This is a genomic window from Amycolatopsis pretoriensis (assembly GCF_900107925.1).
GTDB classification, from domain to species: Bacteria; Actinomycetota; Actinomycetes; order Mycobacteriales; family Pseudonocardiaceae; genus Amycolatopsis; species Amycolatopsis pretoriensis.
In genome coordinates, this window is record NZ_FNUJ01000002.1 from 989,983 (window position 1) to 1,007,755 (window position 17,773).

Consider the following 17,773-nt stretch of genomic DNA (forward strand, 5'->3'; position numbering starts at 1 on the left):
CGCGAAGATGACCGAACCCCACGATGAAACCGGCGAAGTGGACTCGAGCGGCAATCCGGTCGAGGTGCCACCCCGCCGTGACGAGCCGGAAGGTCCCTTGGAGGACGAGGAAGCTCGCGCGCGACCGGGCCACCCCGGCGCGCACGAGAACTTCCGCGGCGACGACTAGGCCGTCTCCTCGGGACGCCGGCGCATCGTGGGCTTCGGGTCCTCGGTGCGGCGGTCTGAGTCCTCTAGCACCTGGCGGGCCTGGGCTTCGGGGTCGGCGCTGTCGGCGGCCTGCTCCTCCGGCAGCAGCTCGGCGCGGGTTTCGGTGCGGTCGGGGATCTTGTCGTCCATGCCGGGGTGGTACCCGATCACGGCGGGACTCAGACACCCGGCCGGCCGATGGCGAGCGTGCGGACCAGCCCGGCCACCATCGAGGGCGGATGAGGCCGGAGGGGCGGGAGCTTGGTCGGCGCGTGGTTCGGCGCCGGGCCGGCGAGGCGGCCTGAGCGGCTTGGCTGCCGACGGGGGCGGCGGCTGATCGGCGGCGCCGCTCTTCCCCGGCTCAGTCCTTCGCCCGCCGGTCGGCCGCGTCGCGACGGAGGCGGGCCGTCTCCTCCGAAACCTCCCCCAATTCCTCCGCCAATCCCGCGTGATCGGCCGCCAGCTGGGACCGGGCCGCGGCCAGCGGGGGCAGCAGCGTCGCCGGGTCGTCGTCGCCCAGGGCCGTTCCCAGGCGGTCCGCGCTCTCCTGCGCCGCCGGGTCGAGGCCGTCCAACGCGCTCACGCGGCCGGCCAGCTTGCGCAGGCTCGCCGAATTGCGGCGGGCCCAGTCGGCGACCGCCCGGTCGCCCGCCCGGCGGTCGCGCTCCGCGTCGACTCTCGCCTCGCCCGTCTTCTCGCCCGTGTCCGACGGCTGCAGCCTCAGGTAGCGCCGTTCCGCGGCCTGGCGGCTGGCCACTCCCAGCGCCGGGGCCAGCGCCACCCAGCTCGCGCCGGCGGTGCGGGCCGCCGTGATCAGCTCCGGCTCCCAGCCGGCCAGCTCCTCGCGCAACACGCGCAGATCCGTCAACGCCGCCAGCAGGTCCTCCCGGTCCGCGGTGCCCGCACGGGCCGCCGCTACCACGTCGTGGATCCGGCTCACCGCGCCGGCGGGATCACTATCACCCATTCGTCATCCTTCCGACGACCTCAATGTTGTCATCAAGGTGATGACATGCTAGAACAGACAACACCGTTCGTCGAGTTCCCGGAGGTGGCTCCGATGATGATGCGCGCAGGATCGTTTCGCGACCCCAGCTCCGGCGGAAGCCGGCGGATCGCGGCCTGACGGGCCCGTGACCACCGAGTCCGTGACCGCGCTGCTCGAAGAGCTCCTGGCGCGGATCGCCGCCGACGTGCCGGGCACCGTCGGTGCGGCGGTTTCCGTGCACCACCACGGGTTGCCGCTGCGCCTGGCCGCCGCCCACGGGCTCGCGGACGTCTTCGTCCCGGTCCAGCTGGACGAGCTCGGCGGGCCGGTCGAAGCGGCCGGCGACACGGGCCTGCCGGTCGTCACCGCGGACGTCTTCGCCGACGAACGCTGGCCGTCGCTCACGCTGGACGCCTTGCTCGAACGCCACTCCGAAGTGGACTGGACGCGCGTCCGCGGTGTCGCCGCGCTGCCCGCGCCGTGGGACACCGAGGGCCGGCTGGTGCTGTCGGTGACGCTCGACCGGCCCGCCACCGAAGAGACGTTGAAGGTGTTGAAGCGGCACGAAAGGTTCACGGCGATGGCGCTGGTCGTCGCCGAAGCGGCCCGGCCGGACCGGACCGAGCAGATGCTGGACCTCCTGCAGTCGCGGGCCGCACTGGAGGAGGCGAAGGGCATCGTGATCGCCCTGCGCCGCTGCGACCCCGACGAGGCGTGGGCGACGCTGCGGCGCGCCAGCCAGCAGTTCAACGTCAAGGTGCGCGAACTCGCCGTCGCCCTGGTGGAACTGCTGGCCGGCGCACCGGCGCCGCAGCCCGACGGCGACCGCACGATCGAGCCGAGCCCCGCCGCGCGCGTCGCCGCCGAACAGGTCCTGCGGGCGTTCGAGGGCGGCCCGGCGGAGCTGGCCGGCCTGTAACGCCCGCGGCCTCGCGGACGACCTGCGTGCACCGGGATCGCCGATCCCGGACGGCCCGAGGAGGTCCGATGGCGGACTCCGGCCCCTGGCCCGGCATCCACCGGGAACGCGCCGCACTGGCCGACGACCTCGCGGACGTGATGGCCTGGTCGACGCGCTCGCTGTGTCGCGAGTGGACGGTGCACGACGTGCTCGGCCACCTGGTCTCGATCGCGACGCTGACCCCGGTCACGTTCTTCGGGCGGCTGGCCGCCTCCGGGTTCCGGTTCTCGGCGATGACGAGCCGGAACATCGCCCGCGAGACGGCCGGCGGTCCGGAGGCGACACTCGCCCGGCTGCGCGCGCACGTCACCGCCACGACGGGTCCGCCGGGGCCGGCGGATTCGTGGCTGGGCGAGGTCGTCGTGCACGGGACGGACATCCGGTGGCCGCTCGGGCTGACCCGCGAGTTCCCGGCTGAGACATTGATCCGGGTCGCCGGGTTCTACCGGCGGTCGAACCTGCTGATCGGGGCGAAGAGCCGGGTCGCGGGGCTGTCGTTGCGGGCCGACGACGCGGACTGGTCGGCCGGGAGCGGGCCGGAGGTGCGGGGGCCGATGCTCGCGCTGGTGATGGCGATGACCGGGCGGGAGGCCGCAGTGGAGCGACTGTCCGGCGCCGGGGTCGAGGAGCTCGCGGCCCGGTGCCGAACGGCTTGAGCGGGGTCACCCGGCGGCTCAGACCAGCTCCGGGCGGCCGCGCCGGAGTGGCTGTCCGGCTCCGAACAGCTCGCCGCTCAGACCCGCTCCGAGCGGCCGCGCTGAAGCGACTGTCCGGCGCCGCCGCCGGGGGTTGGACAGCTCGCGACCCCCGATGCCGGCCGGCTTAGACCGGCTCGATGAGGTACCGCCAGGCCGGAGCGGCTAAGCCGCCGAGGGTTGGGCAGCTCGCGTCCCGGCGTCGAGCGGCCTGAGCCGGCGCCGGGCGGCTCAGACCCGCGCTCGATCAGCTCGCCGCCCGGCCCGGGACACTCAGACCGGCTCGACCCGGAACACCGCGATGCGCTCCGCCGCCGCCGCGGCCGCGTCCGGGGTCGCCGCCTCGGCCAACCCCGTTGTCACCAGCCTCTTCCCGACGCTCGCCGGGCTGTCCGCCACCAACCGGCGCAACAGCGGGCGGCGCTCCTCCACCGGCACCTCCGTCAGGCGGGCCGGGGACGTGCGGCGGCCGCGGGTGAGCGTCACCTCGGCCGCCGCGCGGGCGTTCGCCACCCAGGCCGCCTTCGGGTACGCCTGGAAGATGTACCGGCCGCCGTCGATGGGGATCACCGCGATCGGGAACGTGCGCGGCACGCCCGTTTTCCGGCCCGGGACGGTGAGCAGCTGCATCGGGCCGAACGCGACCCCGAGCCGCTGCAACCCCACCACGATCTTGTTGCCGGCGTTGACCATCCGCCGGTAGTTCTGCGCTGTCGTCATGCCACGACCGTACACCAGATCATACGTAACTCGTATTATCTGTGATCCATGTCAGTGGCGCTCCGGGCCCGGCTGCGTTTCCGGCGGCAGCGGGTCCGGCACCGGCGTGCCCGGCTCCGGCGCCGGCAAGTCCGGGTCCGGGCCGGGCAGCGACGGGTCCGGCGCGGCGGGATCCGGCGGGGCCGGCTCGGGTGGCGCCGGGGGTGCGGTCAGGCGATCTGCGGTCGGCATCGGTTTTCCCTCCGCCAGTGCGCCGTCCGCCGTTCGGACGGCGATCACTCCTGGCTACCACCGGGGCGCGAACCGGAAACCCCAGCGGCCACCGGCACCCGGCGGCCCAGGAAGGCCAGCATCCGCGTCTGCTCGTCGGCGCCTGCGGGCGGCTCGAGTTCCGGGCCGAAGAACCCCGGCCGGCGCACGACGTTCGCCCGCGCCCACTCGAACGCCACCGCCACCAGGTCCGATGGGAGGCGCACGTCCTGGTCGACGTCCCAGCTGTGCGCGACCAGATCGGTGATCAGCAGCGGCACGATCCCGGCGACCGGCACCTCGCCCAGGCCGGGCAGCGAAACCGGACGGCCCAGCTCGGTCTCGGTCAGCGTCCGGACCGACGCGGCCCGCCACGTCCCGACGGGGTCCGTCGCGGCCAGCACCGCGGGGTGGGGAGCGCCCGGCGCGCCCGCGGTCTCGGCGTAGTCTTCGCCGCTCGCCCAGGCCCGCAGCTGGCGCTGGCCCCAGACGACGTGCCCGGCGACGTCGCGCACCGACCACTCCGCGCACGCCGACGGCGTGTCCCACCGGTCGTCCCGCACCGCCGCCAGTACCGCGTCGAACTCGTCCTGGGCGCGCCGGTACAAGTCCATCGTGTCCATTTCACTCCTTCTTCGAGGGCTTTCTTCGAGGACGAACGAGCGCGGCCGGACTCGACAGTTGACTCTGACACCGTGTCAGCCCGTATCTCCGGACCCATGACGTTCTTCCGCACCGCCACCGAGGTGGCCGCCGACCTCCGCCGGGGCGCGCTCTCCTCGCGTGAGCTCACCGAACAGCTCTTCGCGCGCATCGACGCCTCCGACGTCAACGCCGTCGTCGCGACCCGACGCGACTTCGCACTCGAAGCCGCTTCGCGCGCCGACGTGACCACCGGCGGCCCCTTGCACGGCGTCCCGATGACGATCAAGGACGCCTTCGCGGTCGCGGGCATGGCGACGACCTGGGGCGAGCCCGCGTTCGCCGAAGCAGTCGCGGACCGGGACGCCGTCGTCGTCGAACGACTGCAGGCGGCGGGCGCGATCGTCGCCGGGAAGTCGAACGTGCACCACCTGCTCTCCGACTTCGGCCGGACCGAGAACCCGATCTACGGCCGGACGGTCAACCCCCGGGACCCCACGCGGACGCCGGGCGGCTCGAGCGGTGGCGCGGCGGCCGCCCTCGCCGCCGGACTGTCCTTTGTGGAGTACGGCTCCGACCTGGCCGGGTCGATCCGGATCCCGGCCGCCTACTGCGGCGTCCACGGCCTCAAGCCGACGCCGGGAACCGTGCCGCTGCGGGGTTTCCAACCGCCAGGGCCGTTCACCGACCTCGCCCGGGAGTTCCCGTCGGTGGTCGGTCCGCTGGCCCGGTCGGCCGGCGACCTGCGGCTCGCGCTGAGCGTCACCGGCGGCCCTCTCGCGCCGGCCCGCCGGTCGCGGCTCGCGGACTTCCGCGTCGGCGTGGTGCTCGACGACCCGGCCTGCCCGGTCACCGGCGAGGTCGGCGCGGCCTTGTCGAACGCCGTCGACGCGCTGGCCGAGGCCGGCGTGCACGTCGTCGAAGGCTGGCCGGACGGCGTCGATCCGGTCGTCCAGGCGGACGCGTTCGGCTACCAGGTCGAGTGGTTCTTCGCCGCGCAGAAAGGCCGCGAACCGGACGGCGCCGACGAGCAGGAGCGGCAGCGGGCGGCGCTGGGCACGGCCTGGGCCGGCTACTTCGCGGACGTCGACGTCTTCCTCTGCCCGACGGTGTTCACGACGGCGCCCGCACACGACGACCGCCGCCGCTACGACGACCAGGTGTTCTGGATCGCGCAGGCGTCGCTGCCCGGGCTGCCGGCGCTGAGCGCGCCGATCGGCGGGCCGCTGCCGGCCGGGCTGCAGGTGATCGGACCGTCCCACGAGGACGACACCGCGATCACGTTCGCCGAGCTCGCCGCGGACGTCGTCGGCGGGTTCGTCCCACCCGCGGGATGATCGGCGCATGTTCTCGATCGGTGACTTCGCCCGCCACGGCCGCGTGTCGGTCCGGATGCTGCGCCACTACGACGCACTCGGGCTGCTGCGCCCCGCGCGCGTCGACCCCGCGACCGGCTACCGCAGCTACGCGGCGGAGCAGCTGGCGCGGCTCAACCGGATCGTCGCGCTGAAGGACCTCGGGTTCACCCTCGACCAGGTGGCGACGCTGCTGGCCGACGAGATCCCGGCCGAGCAGGTGCGCGGGATGCTGACGCTGCGCCGCGCGGAACTGGAGGCCGCGCTGGCGGAGGGTGCGGCGCGGCTCGCGCAGGTCGAGGCCCGGTTGCGGACGATCGAAACGGAAGGAAGCGCGCCCGACGTCGTGGTCAAGGAGCTGCCGGCGATGCGGGTGGTGGAGCTGTCGGGCGTCGCGGCGGGGTTCGCGCCGGAGGCGATCGGCCCGGTGGTCCGCCCGCTCTGCGCGGAACTGGGCCGCCGCCTCCCCGCGGCCGACGTCACCCCGGCGGGACGGCTGACGTGCTACTACGAGCAGCGCGCCGAGGACGAGGTCGTCGTGCACGCGGCGGTCCCGGCGTCGGTGGGTTCGGGCGACCTGAACGGGTTGACGGTGGCGGACCTCCCGGCGACGAGGGCGGCAACACTGGTCCACCACGGCGCCATCGACGGTGTCCTGCCGAGCTGGCAGGCGGTGGTCCGGTGGATCGACGAGCGGGGGCTCGCGTCGGCGGGACCGCAGCGGGAGCTGTACCTGGACTGCCCCGAGAATCCGGCCGGCTGGGTGACCGAGCTGCAGGAACCGATCGGCTAGGGCCGGTGGGCGTGCTCGGCCGGCAGGTCGCGGTCCAGGTGGTCCGCGTGGTGCAGGGCCTGGGCCAGCAGGCCGCGCACGTGGTCGTCCGCCGCCGAGTAGTACACGAACGTGCCCTCGCGGCGGCCGCGCACCAGGCCCGCCAGCCGTAGCTTCGCCAGGTGCTGGCTCACCGCCGTCGGGGCCGCGCCCGCCAGCTCCGCCAGGCACGCCACCGACGACTCGCCCTGCAGCAGCGCCCACAGGACCTTGATGCGGGTCGGGTCGGCGAGGAGGCGGAACGACTCCGCGGCCAGGTGGACCTGCTCGTCGGTGGGCATGTCGAAGTCCGGCAGCGACGCGTGCATGCCGTGAACCCTACTACTTGCGTATCTGCGTGTGTGCGCAGATAGACTCGCAGCCATGGGACACGGACATGGGCACACCCACGACTCCGCGGGCCGCGTCGACCACGCCCTCGAAACCAGCCGACGCGGGCTGCGCACGCTGACCTGGTCGTTCGCCGCGCTGTTCGCGACCGCCGTCGCGCAGCTGGTGCTCGTGCTCGTCACCGGGTCGGTCGCGCTGCTCGGGGACACCATCCACAACTTCGCCGACGCGCTGACCGCCGTTCCGCTCGCCATCGCGTTCGTGCTGGGCCGGCGGGCGGCGACGCGCCGCTACACCTACGGCCTCGGGCGCGCGGAGGACCTGGCCGGGGTGGTCGTCGTGCTGGTCGTCGCCGCTTCGGCGGTCCTCGTCGGGTACGAGTCGGTGCGGCGGCTGGTCGATCCCCAGCCGGTCGGGCACCCGTGGGTCGTCGCGGTGGCGGGCGTGATCGGCTTCGCCGGCAACGAGATCGTCGCGCGGTACCGGATCAAGGTCGGCCGCGAGATCGGCTCGGCCGCGCTGGTCGCCGACGGCGTGCACGCCCGGACGGACGGCTTCACGTCCCTGGCCGTCGTAGTCGGCGCGGCCGGAGTCGCGTTCGGCTTCCCCGCGGCGGACCCGATCGTCGGGCTCGGCATCACGGTCGCCATCGTGTTCGTGCTGCGCGACGCGGCGAAGGAGGTGTTCCGGCGGCTGCTGGACGCCGTCGACCCGGCGGCCGTCGAACTGGCCGAGCGGACGGCGTCCGAAGCGGACGGTGTGGTCGAGGTCCGCGACCTGCGGATGCGCTGGATCGGGCACCACTTGCGGGCCGAGCTGGCGGTCGCGGTCGCGGCGGAGCTGACGGTCCGCGACGCCCACACGCTCGCGCACGAGGTGGAGCACCGGATGGTGCACGCGGTGCCCCACCTGACCGCGGTCGTCATTCACACCGAACCGGCTAGCTCCGGCGCGACCCGAACGCCAGCTTGAGGACGACCAGCAGCACCGTGCCGAGGATGAGCGGCTGCGCGAGGACCAGCTGGACGACCGCCGGCATCGCCTTGAGCGTCGTGGCCGGCACGAACAGGCCGCCGATCGCCGTGATGAACGGGAAACCGGCCAGCATCAGGTTGTCGCGGGACCAGTGCACGCCCGAGAGGACGTCGATCGCGCTGGCGAACAGCACGCCGAAGAGCACCGTGCCCGCCGCGGCCAGCACCGGCAGCGGGACCGCCTGCAGCAGCCGGTCGAACGGGCCGAGCCCGCCCAGCACCAGCAGGATCACGCCGGTGGCGAGCGTGACGTACCGCGAGCCGACCTTCGTCACGCGCAGCAGGCCGATGTTGTCCGGGTAGGCCAAAGTGGACAGTCCACCGAAGACCGCGCCGACCGTGCTGCCGAGGACTTCGCCGAACACGCCTTGCGAGACGCGGTAGCCGGAAAGTTCCTGGCCACCCCAGTCGGCGACGATGTCGTAGGTCGCGATGCTCTCGGCGATCGCCGGCAGCAGCGTGATGAAGAAGATCAGCACGAGGTCGCCGTGCACCTCGAAGCCGAACGGGAAGATGCGCGGCACCGTGACGCCGAGGTTCTCCCCCACCGCGCCGAAACTCGTCGGCGCGAGGAGGGCGTAGACGACCGTGCCCGCGACGACGGCGACCAGCACCGCGCCACGGCGGAGCAGGGTTCCCTTGGGCAGCAACGTCAACGCGATGACCAGCGCCGCCGCGACGCCGCCGGCGAGCAGGTTCACCCACGGGAAACCGGGACTCGCGGGGGTGCCGAGCCAGTTGGGCAGGGCGGTGCTCGTGAGCTGGGTTGCCAGGATCAGGACGAGCACGCCGGAGATGATCGGGTCGCGCACGAACTTCGCCAGGTACGTGATGGGCCCGAACCGCTTGAGCGGGACGGCGATGACGCACCAGATCAGGCCCGCGACGACCATCGACCCGAAGGCCGCGCCGAGGCCGCCGCGCCCGTGCCCGACGGCGAGGAGGGCGGCCAGTGAACCCGCGTACGGGCCTTGGATGATCGGCAGTCGCAGCAGGAACACCGACTGGAGGACGACCACCAGGCCGGAGGTCATGAACGTGACGCCGTAGAGGTAGGCCGTGTCGGCGGCGGAGAGTTTGAAGGCGGTGCCGATCAGGGCGGGGAAGATGAGCAGGCCGGCCATGCCGAGGATGTTCTGGATGCCGAGCCCGACGGCGCTGGAGACGCGGACCTTGTCGTCGATGCCGACATCGAAGACCGGGACCGGCTCGGCGGACACGGGGACGGTGATGCGGGTGGTCATGGCTCGCTCACCGGACCGGGCGCGGCGCGCGGAGGCGGGCGGCCCAGCGTTCGAGGATGCCGGCGAGCACGACCCGGATGAGCTCGGACGCCCGCATCGCGGGCACTTCGGGGGCGGCAGGGGCGGAGAAGGAGCCAGTGGCGGCCGCGGAGGGAGCCGCGGCGGTCGCTCCGGCCGCGGCGGTCGGCGCGGCGGCGGTCGCCAGCCTGGCAGGCCGGCCGGTAGTGGCCTGCGTCTCGGCCGGCTGCCCGGCTGCGGGAGGCGCAGGCTCGTCGCCGTGTTCGATGCGCTCGCGAACCCTCGCCGCCAGCTCTCCCACCATCCGGCCCGAAACGTCCGCCATGATCCCGCGGCCGAACTGCGCGAGCTTCCCCGAGATCGTCAAATCGGTCGCCAGTACGACGTTCGAGCCCTCCCCGGCGGGCGTCACACGCATGGTCGCGCGGGCCTTGGCCGTGCCCGAGCCGCGGGTGTCCTTGCCGTCGGCCGACAGCACCGCCGTCCGGGCGGCCGGGTCGCGCTCCACCACCTTCGCCACGCCCTGGTAGGCCGCCGTCACTGGGCCGACTTTGATCTTCACCTTGCCGCGGTACGAATCCTCGCCCAGGTCCTCGACCAGCTCCGCACCCGGGAAGCACGCGGCGACGTTGTGGGCGTCCTGCAGGAAGCGGTATACCTCGTCCGGGTCGGCGGCGACCTCGAAGGAGTTCTCTATCAGCATCAGGAGACCTTCTTTTCGGTGACAGAGTCGGCGGCGAGCAGGGCGTCGACGATCCGAGCGGGGGTGACGGGCGCGCGCGTGACGCGGGCGCCGAGCGGGCGCAGCGCGTCCTCGACGGCGTTGGCGATCGCGGCCGGCGGGGGGACCGTGCCGCCCTCCCCCGCGCCCTTCGCGCCGAGCGGGTTGAGGGGGCTGGGCGATTCGAGGTGGAACAGCTCGACCGGTGGCACCTCGGCCGAGGACACCAGCGCGTAGTCGAGGTAGCTCGTGGCCTGCGGGGTGGCCTCGCCGTCGTACACGGCTTCCTCGTACATCGCGTTGCCGAGGCCGTGGGCGAACCCGCCGAGCACCTGGCCGTCCACCAGCAGCGGGTTGATCACCGTGCCGCAGTCGTGGCCGATGACGTACTTGAGGATGGTGATCCCGCCCGTCTCCGGGTCGACCTCGACCAGCGCCGCGTGCGCACCGCTCGCGTAGGCCGCCCGCTCCGGCGAAAAGTAGCTGGCCGTCTCCAGGCCGGCGGTGATGCCGCGCGGCAGTGTGATGCCGTGCTTGCCGATGTTCGCGACCTGCGCGAGCTGCTGCAGGGACACGGACTTCTCGCGATCCCCGCCCACGCAGGCGAGATCGCCGTCGAAGTCCACTTCGGACGGTGAACAGCCGAGCAGCACCGCCGCCGTGTCGAGCAGGCGGGTCCGCATCTGCTTGGCCGCGTCGAACACCGCCGGCCCGCACGTGGCCGTGATGCGCGAGGCGAACGTGCCCTGGCCGAACGGGATCCGGGCGGTGTCCCCGGTCGTGACGTCGATGTAGCCCATGTCCAGGCCGAGGCCGTCGGCCGCGATCTGGGCGTAGATCGTCTCGTAGCCCTGGCCCTGACCGGCCGCCGCGAGGGTCACGAGGATCCGGCCGCGGTTGGTGACGCGGATCTTCGCACCCTCGTACGGGCCGAGGCCGCAGCCCTCGACGTACACCGCGAGCCCGATCCCGAGGTACCGGCCTTCCTCGCGCAGCCGCGCCTGCTCCGCCCGGGCCGAGGCGTAGCCGATGCGTTCGAGGGCGCCTTCGAGCAACGCCGGGAAGTCGCCGCTGTCGTAGGTGAGCGGGCTGCCGTCGCGGAACATGATGCCGACCTGGTACGGGAACTCGTCGGCCTGGATGAGGTTGCGCCGCCGGACTTCGGCGGGGTCGAGGCCGAGGTGGGCCGCGATCCGGTCCATCATGCGTTCCATCACGAACACCGCCTGCGGCCGGCCCGCGCCCCGGACCGACGAGGTCGGGACCATGTTGGTGTAACAGGCCCGCAGCTCGATGTCGATGTTCGGCACCTTGTACGGGCCGGGCACCGTCGACGTCGTGATCGAGGGCACCTGCAGTCCGGCACAGTACGCGCCCTGGTCGTGCTCGATCACGTCCTTGACCGCGAGCAGCCGCCCGTCGTCGTCGAAACCGACCTCGACGCGGTGGGTTTGCGACCGTTCCATCATCGCCGAGACGAAGTTCTCTTGCCGGTCTTCGACCCACTTCACCGCGCGGCGCAGCCGTTTCGCGACCCACGGGATGACGACTTCTTCGCCGTAGAACTGGGCTTTGGGCCCGAAGCCGCCGCCGACGTCCGGTGGCGCGATCACGCGCAGGTCGTCTTCGGCCATCTCGTAGATCATCGACAGCTGCTGACGCGCGTAGTGCGGCGATTGCGTGGTGTCCCAGATGGTCAGCTGCCCGGTCGCCGGCTCGAAGCGCGCGGCCACGGCCCGCGGTTCCATCGAGTGGCCGCCGCCGCGCATCTGGTAGAACTCCTCGCTCAGGGTGTGCGGCGCGGCACCCAGCGCTTCCTTCGCGTTCCCCGCGCTTTGGGTCAGCAGCACGGCCACATTGGACTCGTCGCCGCTGTGGACGAGGGGGCCGCCGGGGCGCAGCGCGGCGGCGGTGGAGCCGACGGCGGGCAGCACTTCGTAGTCCACATCGATCAGTTCCAGCGCGTCCTCGGCGAGGTAGCGCGACTCCGCGATGACGACGGCGAGTGGTTCGCCGACGTAGTGCAGTTCCTCCGGCGGCATCGGCAGCCGCGGGTAGTCGCGCAGCTTCGGGTGCTGCACCTTGGGGGCCAGGGGCTTCTGGATCTCCATCAGGTCCGCGCCGGAGAACACGGCGACGACGCCGGGCAGCGCGCGGGCCTCGGAGGCGTCGAACGCCGTGATCCGGGCGTGTGCGTGCGGCGAACGCAGGAACGCCGCGGCCAGGGCGTCCGGCAGGTCGAGGTCGTCGAGGTAGCGGCCGCGGCCGGTGAGCAGCCGCTGGTCCTCGCGCCGCGGGAGCCGGGCGCCGATCATCGGGTCAGGCATCGGACCGTCCTTTCGCGACGTCCAAAACGGACTGGATCAGCCCGGTGTAACCGGTGCAGCGGCAGATGTTCCCGCTCAGCACCTCGCGCGCTTCGGTCTCGTCGCGGACGGTGTCCTCGCGCAGCGCCGCCGTGACGCTCATCAGGAAGCCCGGCGTGCAGAACCCGCACTGCAGGGCGTGGTTGCGCTTGAACGCCTGCTGCAGCGGCGCCAGCTCGCCGTCGGCGGCCAGGCCTTCGACGGTCTCCACGGCCGCGCCGTCCACCTGGACGGCGAGCATCAGGCACGCCCGCGTCGCGGCACCGTCGACGATCACCGTGCACGCCCCGCAGACGCCGTGCTCGCAGCCGAGGTGCGTGCCGGTGAGCCGCAGCTTCTCGCGCAGGAAGTCGGCCAGGGTCATGCGCGAGTCGACGGCTTCGTCGAACGGCTCGCCGTTGACCGTGCCCCGGACGCGATGGGTGACTTCAGGCATGGGCCTTCTCCGTGATGTCGGCGAGCGCGCGCTTGACCAGCACGCCGGTGAGCCGGGCGCGGTACGCGGCGCTCGCGTGGATGTCACCGGTGGGATCGACCTGGGCGCGGGCGGTGGCCTCGGCGGCCGCGCCCAGGTCGGGTCCGAGGGGCTGCCCGACGACGAGCAGCTCGGTGTCGGTCAGCCGCTGCGGGGTCGGCGCCACGCCGGCCGCCGCGATCCGGCACGCCGTGACGACGCCACTGTCCACTTCGCACACCACGGCGACACCGGCCAGCGCGAAGTCGCCGCGCCGGGTGGCGAACTCGCGGAACGCGGAGAACTGGTTCGCGCCCGGCCGGTCGACGCTCACCTCCAGCAGCAGCTCGTCCGGTTCCAGCGCGGTGGTGAGGTGGAACAGGAAGAAGTCCGCGGCGGACACCGTCCGGACGCCCCGGGCCGAGGCCAGGGTGAACTTCGCGTCCAACGCGGTGAGCACGCTGGGCAGCTCGGCGGCCGGGTCGGCGTGGGCCAGGCTGCCGCAGATGGTGCCGCGGTTGCGGATTTGCGGGTGCGCGACCTGGTGCAGGGCCTCGGTGAGCACCGGCAGCAGCCGCGCGGCCTCGGGCGAGCGTTCGACGTGCCGCTGGCGGACGAGGGCGGGGATGGTGATCGTGTCCTCGCCGAACGCCGGCGCGGCGAACTCCGCGCCGATGCGGTTGACGTCGACGAGGTGCTCGACGTGGGCCAGGCGGAAGTTGAGCATCGGCATGAGGCTCTGGCCGCCGGCCAGGACCTTGGCGTCGTCGCCGAGGTCGCGCAGCAGCTCGAGGGCTTCGTCGAGTGCGCGTGGCGCGTGGTAGGTGAAGCGGGCGGGTTTCATCGGGTCTCCGTGACGCGGCGCAGGTGCTGCCGGACGCGGCCGGCGAGCAACGGGCGTTCGACCAGCGACAGGTGCCGCAGGTCGGGCAGGATTTCGAGCTCGGCGCCGTCGATGCCCTCGGCGAGCTGCCGGGCCATCGACGGCGGGGTCGCGTAGTCGTGGCGTCCCACGAGCACCAGCGTCGGCGCGGTGACCGACCGCAGCAGCGGCCGCGAATCCATGGCACCCATGGCGATCGACGCGGCGGCGTGGGCTTCGCTGTTGGTGCGCAGGAAGATCTTGACCACCCGGTCGGCCTCCTCCGGGTGCCGCTCGCGGAAGTCCGGGGAGAACCACCGATCGAGCTGGAAGGTGACCTGCTTGGCCCGCGGCACGGCGACGGCCTTCTGGGCGCGCTCGGCCCAGGTCGTGACGGCGTCTTCGCCGTACCAGGCCGTGGTGTCGGCCAGCACGAGCGACCGGACGCGCCCGGGGTGGCGCCCGGCGAAGTTCACCGCGACGCTGCCGCCCATCGACAGGCCGAGCAGGCTCGCCGACGGCAGGTCGAGGTCGTCGAGGGTGCGGGCGACGTCGTCGGCGAGGTCCTCGATGGTGAACGGCGTGCCGTCCCAGGCGCTGGCGCCGTGGCCGCGCAGGTCGAGGGCGAACACCTGGAACTCGTCGGAGAGCGCTTCGGCCAGGGGTGTCCACAGCTCGCCGGACAGCGCCAGCGGGTGCAGCAGCACCAGGGGCTCCCCCGCACCGCGGCGGCGGACGGCCAAGGGCTTGCTCATGCGGGCCTCCGGAAGAGGGCGTCGGCGTTGGTGTGCAGGATCGCTTCGACGAACGCGTCGTCGAGGCCGCTTTCGCGGACCGTCCGGACCGGGTCGGGATCGCCGAGCGCGAACGGGTAGTCACTGCCGAGCAGGACCGGACCGAACCCGGCCAGGAACGCGATCGCCGGCGCGGACAGGCCGACCGTGTCGTAGTGGAAGTCGCCGAGGTAGGCGGACGGCTTCTCGCGCGCGAGTTCGCCGGCGAAGGCTTCCTTCGTGCGGTAGCCACCGTCGAGCCGGTGGGCCTGGTACGGCAGGAAACCGCCGCCGTGCACCAGCACCAGCTTCAGACCGGGATGGCGGTCGAGGACCCCGGCGAGGATCAGCCGCGTGATCGCGACGGTGTTGTCGATCAGCCGGCCGTGGACGTTGCCCATCGTGCCCAGCGACGCGAGCGCGTCGGACGGCCCGCACGTCGGCGGGTGCAGCACCACCGGGATCCCCTCGGCCGCGGCGAGCGTCCACAGTGGATCGAACGCGGGTTCGTGCGGGGCCGGGCCGTCCGGCGGGTCGGTGTTCAGGAGCAGGCCCGCGAACTCCGGGCGCTTCCACGCTTCGAGGAGGTCTTCGGTGGCTTGATCGCCGGTCACCGAGGCGAGGGCGACGGTGCCGGCTTCCGCGGCCGCGTCCGCCATCGCGTCGTTGAGCGTGCGCGCCCAGTCACGGCCGCCGGCCTGGATGTCCAGCCACGGCGACAGGATCTGCCGCGTGACGCCGGCGTGGCGCTGCCAGTCCGCACGCGGGCCGGCGTCGGTCATCCGCGCGCCGATCGGCCGGGTCTCGCCGGTGCCGGGCACCGCCACCACCCAGCCCCGCTCGGTGCGCCGCGCCGAGAACCCCGCGACGGGGCGCTGTTGCAGCGCGGTCAGCAGCGAACGCGGCACGATGTGCGCGTGCGTGTCGAGGACTTCCGTCCGACTCACCTCCACCGGTCGGGTTGGTGTCCCGAACGCTAAGCGGGGTGCCGGACTCCGACCAGCGCGCTTTCCTGGCAGCAGGCGTAAGGAGAACTGACAGCGGAAGCCTCGCTTCGGGCGGGCGTTCGTGCTGCGATGGGAGTCCACAACGGAAAGGCGGCGGTCGTGGCGGAAACCCGGAACGTGGTCGTGGCGATCACCGGTGCCAGCGGAGCGTGCCTGGGCGTGCGCGTCCTGCAACTGCTGCGGGAGCAGCCCGGGATTCGCACGCACCTGGTGCTGTCGAAGGCAGGGATCCTCACGCTGCGCCACGAATGCGACCTCACCCTGGCCGACGTCCGCGCGCTCGCCGACGTCACGTACCGGCCGGGCGAGATCGGGGCGGCGATCGCGTCCGGGTCGTTCCCGGTCGCGGCGATGCTCGTCGCGCCGTGTTCGATCAAGACGCTTTCGGCCATCGCCACCGGCTACACCGACGACCTGGTCAGCCGCGCCGCCGACGTCTGTCTCAAGGAGGGCCGGCCACTGCTGCTGATGGTCCGTGAAACGCCGCTGCACCTGGGGCACCTGAAGTCGATGGTCGCGGTGACCGAGGCCGGCGCGATCGTCGCGCCGCCGGTGCCCGCGTTCTACCCGCGTCCGCGGACGGTGGGCGACCTCGTGGACTACACGGCTCGCCGCGCGCTGGCCCGGGTGGGACTATGGGAGCTGGCGCCGGAACCGTGGGACGGCGAACTGACCAGGGCCGACCCCGCCGACCTGCTGGGGCGGTGACGAAAGGGACCGGAGTGCTCGAGGCGCGGCGGCTGCAGATCTTCTCCGCGGTGGCCGAGCACGGCTCGTTCACCGCGGCGGCCGAGGCGCTGTTCATGACCCATTCCGCCGTCTCGCAGCAGATGGCGCTGCTCGAACGGCAGCTGGGCGTGCCGCTGATGCTGCGGGGGCCGCGCGGGATCGAGCTGACCGAGGCGGGCCGGCTGCTGGCCGAGCGCAGCACCGGGCTGCTCGGCACGATCGCCCACATCGAGCAGGAGATGTCGGACCTCAAGGCGCGGCACTCGTCGGTGCGGCTCGGCGCGTTCCCGACGGCGGGCGCGGATCTGATCCCCCGCGTCGTGCGCGAGTACCAGCGGCGGTACCCGGAGACGAAGCTCGTGCTGCGCTCGGCGCACGCGTCGGACATGACGGCGGCGCTGCGCGACGGCTCGATCCACCTCGGCCTGGTCTGGGACTACGACTTCGACCCGCGGTCGGTGCCCGCCGACGTCGAGTGGGTGCACCTGGCCGACGACCCGCTGTGCGTGCTGGTGCCCCTCGACCACCCGGTCGCCGGGGAGTCCGAAGTGGAGCTGCGCGAGCTGGCGGGCGAGACGTGGGTGGTGCGCAGCCACCGGCCGCCCTACGACGAGGCGTTCACGACGTTGTGCCGGTTGTCCGGTTTCGAGCCGCGGATCGGGTTCGCGACCGAGGACTACCTGTCGGTGCAGGGCCTGGTCGCGGCCGGGATCGGCATCGGCGCGGCCCCGCGGCTGGCACTGGTTGCGCAGCGCCCCGACGTCGTCGCGGTGGCGATCGCCCCGACGTCCCCGCGGCGCCGGATCGCGGCCGTGCGCCTGCTGGAGGCGAGTCATCCCCCCGCGGCGCGGCAGATGCTGGAAGTATTGCGGGTGGTGGCGACGACCGACCCGGAGGGACCCGCGTGACCGAACCGCCCGACGTCCTGCGCCGGATGCTGCTCGACGGGCGCACGGAGGTCTCGCTGGTCGACCGCATCGTCGAGGACCTGGCCCGCCGCATCATCGACGGCTCCTTACCTCCGGGCGCGGACGTCAACTCGGTCGAGCTGGCCCGCCGGTTCTCGACGTCCCGGACACCGGTCCGCGAGGCGCTGCTGACGTTGCAGCGCGAGGGCCTGGTGGACATCCCGGCCCGCCGGCGGCCGCGGGTCGCGCCGGTGACGCCGGCCCAGGCGCGGGAGCTGTACGAGATCCGGGCTTCGCTGCACGCACTGGTGAGCGAGCTGATCGTGGCGGGTTCACCGGATCTGTCGGTGCTGGCTTCGTGGCAGTCGCGCTTGCGTTCGGACGCTTTGGCCGGGGACGTCGACGCGTACTTCTGGCACAACGTGTCGTTCCGCCAGGCCGAGGCGGAGGCGGCGGGCAACCGGCAATTGACGCGGTTGCTGGGATCGTTGGGGTTGCGGACGTTGCAGCTGCGGCACGTGAGCTTGTCGTTGCCGGGGCGGTTGGACCGGTCGGTGGCCGACCACGAGCGTTTGCTGGCGGCGTACGCGGACGGGGACGCGGTGCTGGCGGTGGCGTTGACGCGGTCGATCATCATGACCGGGTTGCACTCGATCGAGGCATCCGGCTGGCCGGGGCTCGCGGAAGCGGAGTGAG

Annotated in this window: 22 protein-coding genes; 9 read left to right on the forward strand and 13 right to left on the reverse strand. The window is 73.0% G+C overall.

The window, feature by feature from the left end; genetic code table 11:
* The first annotated feature begins 7 nt into the window (after positions 1–7).
* Positions 8–169 (forward strand): hypothetical protein, encoded by a 162-nt coding sequence (locus tag BLV96_RS49785; RefSeq protein ID WP_158104149.1) that lies wholly within the window; start codon positions 8–10, stop codon positions 167–169.
* Here BLV96_RS49785 and BLV96_RS49790 read toward each other — a convergent pair.
* Positions 166–339, reverse strand: a complete 174-nt coding sequence (locus tag BLV96_RS49790) for a hypothetical protein (protein ID WP_167379575.1) — start codon at positions 337–339, stop codon at positions 166–168. The two genes, BLV96_RS49785 and BLV96_RS49790, sit on opposite strands and share 4 nt — an antisense overlap.
* Positions 340–550: 211 nt before the next feature.
* Entirely contained in the window at positions 551–1,156 is a 606-nt protein-coding gene (locus tag BLV96_RS11210; protein ID WP_086676988.1) for an HSP18 transcriptional regulator, read from the reverse strand.
* A 166-nt stretch (positions 1,157–1,322) separates the two neighbouring features.
* Between BLV96_RS11210 and BLV96_RS11215 the strand changes: the two genes are divergently transcribed.
* Entirely contained in the window at positions 1,323–2,096 is a 774-nt protein-coding gene (locus BLV96_RS11215; RefSeq protein ID WP_244180165.1) for an ANTAR domain-containing protein, read from the forward strand.
* A 68-nt stretch (positions 2,097–2,164) separates the two neighbouring features.
* Entirely contained in the window at positions 2,165–2,794 is a 630-nt protein-coding gene (locus BLV96_RS11220; RefSeq protein WP_086676989.1) for a maleylpyruvate isomerase family mycothiol-dependent enzyme, read from the forward strand.
* A gap of 312 nt (positions 2,795–3,106) precedes the next feature.
* Here the strand turns inward: BLV96_RS11220 and BLV96_RS11225 are convergent, their stop codons facing one another.
* Genes BLV96_RS11225 through BLV96_RS11235 form a run of 3 tightly spaced genes read right to left on the reverse strand, consistent with a single transcriptional unit; the run spans position 3,107 to position 4,425 of the window.
* Positions 3,107–3,553: a nitroreductase family deazaflavin-dependent oxidoreductase gene (locus BLV96_RS11225; RefSeq protein WP_244180166.1), complete on the reverse strand. Its 447-nt coding sequence runs from the start codon at positions 3,551–3,553 to the stop codon at positions 3,107–3,109.
* 51 nt (positions 3,554–3,604) lie between these two features.
* Complete coding sequence (locus BLV96_RS11230; protein ID WP_086677029.1) at positions 3,605–3,784, reverse strand: hypothetical protein; 180 nt, start codon at positions 3,782–3,784, stop codon at positions 3,605–3,607.
* Between the two features lie 44 nt (positions 3,785–3,828).
* The gene (locus tag BLV96_RS11235; protein WP_086676990.1) at positions 3,829–4,425 is read right to left on the reverse strand and encodes a TIGR03086 family metal-binding protein; all 597 of its coding nucleotides are present in this window, start codon (positions 4,423–4,425) and stop codon (positions 3,829–3,831) included.
* 96 nt (positions 4,426–4,521) lie between these two features.
* Between BLV96_RS11235 and BLV96_RS11240 the strand changes: the two genes are divergently transcribed.
* Together BLV96_RS11240 and BLV96_RS11245 are read left to right on the forward strand one after the other, a co-directional pair.
* Positions 4,522–5,781: an amidase family protein gene (locus BLV96_RS11240; RefSeq protein WP_086676991.1), complete on the forward strand. Its 1,260-nt coding sequence runs from the start codon at positions 4,522–4,524 to the stop codon at positions 5,779–5,781.
* A 7-nt stretch (positions 5,782–5,788) separates the two neighbouring features.
* Positions 5,789–6,592, forward strand: a complete 804-nt coding sequence (locus BLV96_RS11245; RefSeq protein ID WP_086676992.1) for a MerR family transcriptional regulator — start codon at positions 5,789–5,791, stop codon at positions 6,590–6,592.
* Here BLV96_RS11245 and BLV96_RS11250 read toward each other — a convergent pair.
* Positions 6,589–6,939: an ArsR/SmtB family transcription factor gene (locus BLV96_RS11250; protein ID WP_086676993.1), complete on the reverse strand. Its 351-nt coding sequence runs from the start codon at positions 6,937–6,939 to the stop codon at positions 6,589–6,591. The two genes, BLV96_RS11245 and BLV96_RS11250, sit on opposite strands and share 4 nt — an antisense overlap.
* A 55-nt stretch (positions 6,940–6,994) precedes the next feature.
* Between BLV96_RS11250 and BLV96_RS11255 the strand changes: the two genes are divergently transcribed.
* On the forward strand, positions 6,995–7,933 hold the full coding sequence (locus tag BLV96_RS11255) for a cation diffusion facilitator family transporter (protein ID WP_086676994.1): 939 nt from the start codon (positions 6,995–6,997) through the stop codon (positions 7,931–7,933).
* Here the strand turns inward: BLV96_RS11255 and BLV96_RS11260 are convergent.
* The 7 genes from BLV96_RS11260 to BLV96_RS11290 are packed head-to-tail and all read right to left on the reverse strand — an operon-like array spanning position 7,902 to position 15,380.
* Complete coding sequence (locus BLV96_RS11260) at positions 7,902–9,239, reverse strand: uracil-xanthine permease family protein (protein ID WP_086676995.1); 1,338 nt, start codon at positions 9,237–9,239, stop codon at positions 7,902–7,904. The genes BLV96_RS11255 and BLV96_RS11260 overlap by 32 nt on opposite strands.
* 7 nt (positions 9,240–9,246) lie before the next feature.
* Positions 9,247–9,960, reverse strand: coding sequence for an SRPBCC family protein (locus BLV96_RS11265; protein ID WP_086676996.1), 714 nt, complete (start codon positions 9,958–9,960; stop codon positions 9,247–9,249).
* Positions 9,960–12,305 carry a xanthine dehydrogenase family protein molybdopterin-binding subunit gene (locus BLV96_RS11270; RefSeq protein WP_086676997.1) on the reverse strand — a complete coding sequence of 782 codons (2,346 nt, stop codon included), beginning with the start codon at positions 12,303–12,305 and terminating at the stop codon, positions 9,960–9,962. The genes BLV96_RS11265 and BLV96_RS11270 overlap by 1 nt, the downstream gene beginning before the upstream one ends.
* Entirely contained in the window at positions 12,298–12,780 is a 483-nt protein-coding gene (locus BLV96_RS11275; protein WP_086676998.1) for a (2Fe-2S)-binding protein, read from the reverse strand. The genes BLV96_RS11270 and BLV96_RS11275 overlap by 8 nt, the downstream gene beginning before the upstream one ends.
* A complete protein-coding gene (locus BLV96_RS11280; RefSeq protein WP_086676999.1) occupies positions 12,773–13,642 on the reverse strand; it encodes an FAD binding domain-containing protein in 870 nt (289 codons plus the stop codon). Before BLV96_RS11280 ends, BLV96_RS11275 begins: the two co-directional genes overlap by 8 nt.
* Positions 13,639–14,415, reverse strand: a complete 777-nt coding sequence (locus tag BLV96_RS11285) for an alpha/beta fold hydrolase (RefSeq protein ID WP_086677000.1) — start codon at positions 14,413–14,415, stop codon at positions 13,639–13,641. Before BLV96_RS11285 ends, BLV96_RS11280 begins: the two co-directional genes overlap by 4 nt.
* Positions 14,412–15,380: an amidohydrolase family protein gene (locus BLV96_RS11290; RefSeq protein ID WP_158104150.1), complete on the reverse strand. Its 969-nt coding sequence runs from the start codon at positions 15,378–15,380 to the stop codon at positions 14,412–14,414. The genes BLV96_RS11285 and BLV96_RS11290 overlap by 4 nt, the downstream gene beginning before the upstream one ends.
* Before the next feature lie 159 nt (positions 15,381–15,539).
* On the opposite strand from BLV96_RS11290, the gene BLV96_RS11295 reads away from it, so the two are divergent.
* The 3 genes from BLV96_RS11295 to BLV96_RS11305 are packed head-to-tail and all read left to right on the forward strand — an operon-like array spanning position 15,540 to position 17,772.
* Entirely contained in the window at positions 15,540–16,148 is a 609-nt protein-coding gene (locus tag BLV96_RS11295; protein WP_244180167.1) for a UbiX family flavin prenyltransferase, read from the forward strand.
* Positions 16,145–17,077: a LysR family transcriptional regulator gene (locus BLV96_RS11300; RefSeq protein ID WP_158104151.1), complete on the forward strand. Its 933-nt coding sequence runs from the start codon at positions 16,145–16,147 to the stop codon at positions 17,075–17,077. Before BLV96_RS11295 ends, BLV96_RS11300 begins: the two co-directional genes overlap by 4 nt.
* Positions 17,074–17,772 (forward strand): GntR family transcriptional regulator, encoded by a 699-nt coding sequence (locus tag BLV96_RS11305; protein WP_244180168.1) that lies wholly within the window; start codon positions 17,074–17,076, stop codon positions 17,770–17,772. Before BLV96_RS11300 ends, BLV96_RS11305 begins: the two co-directional genes overlap by 4 nt.
* Position 17,773 lies beyond the last annotated feature (1 nt).

Excerpts from the sequence above, each read along its gene's own strand:
- BLV96_RS11280 (WP_086676999.1), bottom strand. The coding sequence starts at position 13,642 with ATGAAACCCGCCCGCTTCACCTACCACGCGCCACGCGCACTCGACGAA.
- BLV96_RS11220 (WP_086676989.1), top strand. The coding sequence starts at position 2,165 with ATGGCGGACTCCGGCCCCTGGCCCGGCATCCACCGGGAACGCGCCGCA.
- BLV96_RS11265 (WP_086676996.1), bottom strand. The coding sequence starts at position 9,960 with ATGCTGATAGAGAACTCCTTCGAGGTCGCCGCCGACCCGGACGAGGTA.
- BLV96_RS11245 (WP_086676992.1), top strand. The coding sequence starts at position 5,789 with ATGTTCTCGATCGGTGACTTCGCCCGCCACGGCCGCGTGTCGGTCCGG.
- BLV96_RS11250 (WP_086676993.1), bottom strand. The coding sequence starts at position 6,939 with ATGCACGCGTCGCTGCCGGACTTCGACATGCCCACCGACGAGCAGGTC.
- BLV96_RS11235 (WP_086676990.1), bottom strand. The coding sequence starts at position 4,425 with ATGGACACGATGGACTTGTACCGGCGCGCCCAGGACGAGTTCGACGCG.
- BLV96_RS11275 (WP_086676998.1), bottom strand. The coding sequence starts at position 12,780 with ATGCCTGAAGTCACCCATCGCGTCCGGGGCACGGTCAACGGCGAGCCG.
- BLV96_RS11240 (WP_086676991.1), top strand. The coding sequence starts at position 4,522 with ATGACGTTCTTCCGCACCGCCACCGAGGTGGCCGCCGACCTCCGCCGG.
- BLV96_RS11230 (WP_086677029.1), bottom strand. The coding sequence starts at position 3,784 with ATGCCGACCGCAGATCGCCTGACCGCACCCCCGGCGCCACCCGAGCCG.
- BLV96_RS11270 (WP_086676997.1), bottom strand. The coding sequence starts at position 12,305 with ATGCCTGACCCGATGATCGGCGCCCGGCTCCCGCGGCGCGAGGACCAG.
- BLV96_RS11210 (WP_086676988.1), bottom strand. The coding sequence starts at position 1,156 with ATGGGTGATAGTGATCCCGCCGGCGCGGTGAGCCGGATCCACGACGTG.
- BLV96_RS11260 (WP_086676995.1), bottom strand. The coding sequence starts at position 9,239 with ATGACCACCCGCATCACCGTCCCCGTGTCCGCCGAGCCGGTCCCGGTC.
- BLV96_RS49785 (WP_158104149.1), top strand. The coding sequence starts at position 8 with ATGACCGAACCCCACGATGAAACCGGCGAAGTGGACTCGAGCGGCAAT.
- BLV96_RS49790 (WP_167379575.1), bottom strand. The coding sequence starts at position 339 with ATGGACGACAAGATCCCCGACCGCACCGAAACCCGCGCCGAGCTGCTG.
- BLV96_RS11225 (WP_244180166.1), bottom strand. The coding sequence starts at position 3,553 with ATGACGACAGCGCAGAACTACCGGCGGATGGTCAACGCCGGCAACAAG.
- BLV96_RS11285 (WP_086677000.1), bottom strand. The coding sequence starts at position 14,415 with ATGAGCAAGCCCTTGGCCGTCCGCCGCCGCGGTGCGGGGGAGCCCCTG.
- BLV96_RS11255 (WP_086676994.1), top strand. The coding sequence starts at position 6,995 with ATGGGACACGGACATGGGCACACCCACGACTCCGCGGGCCGCGTCGAC.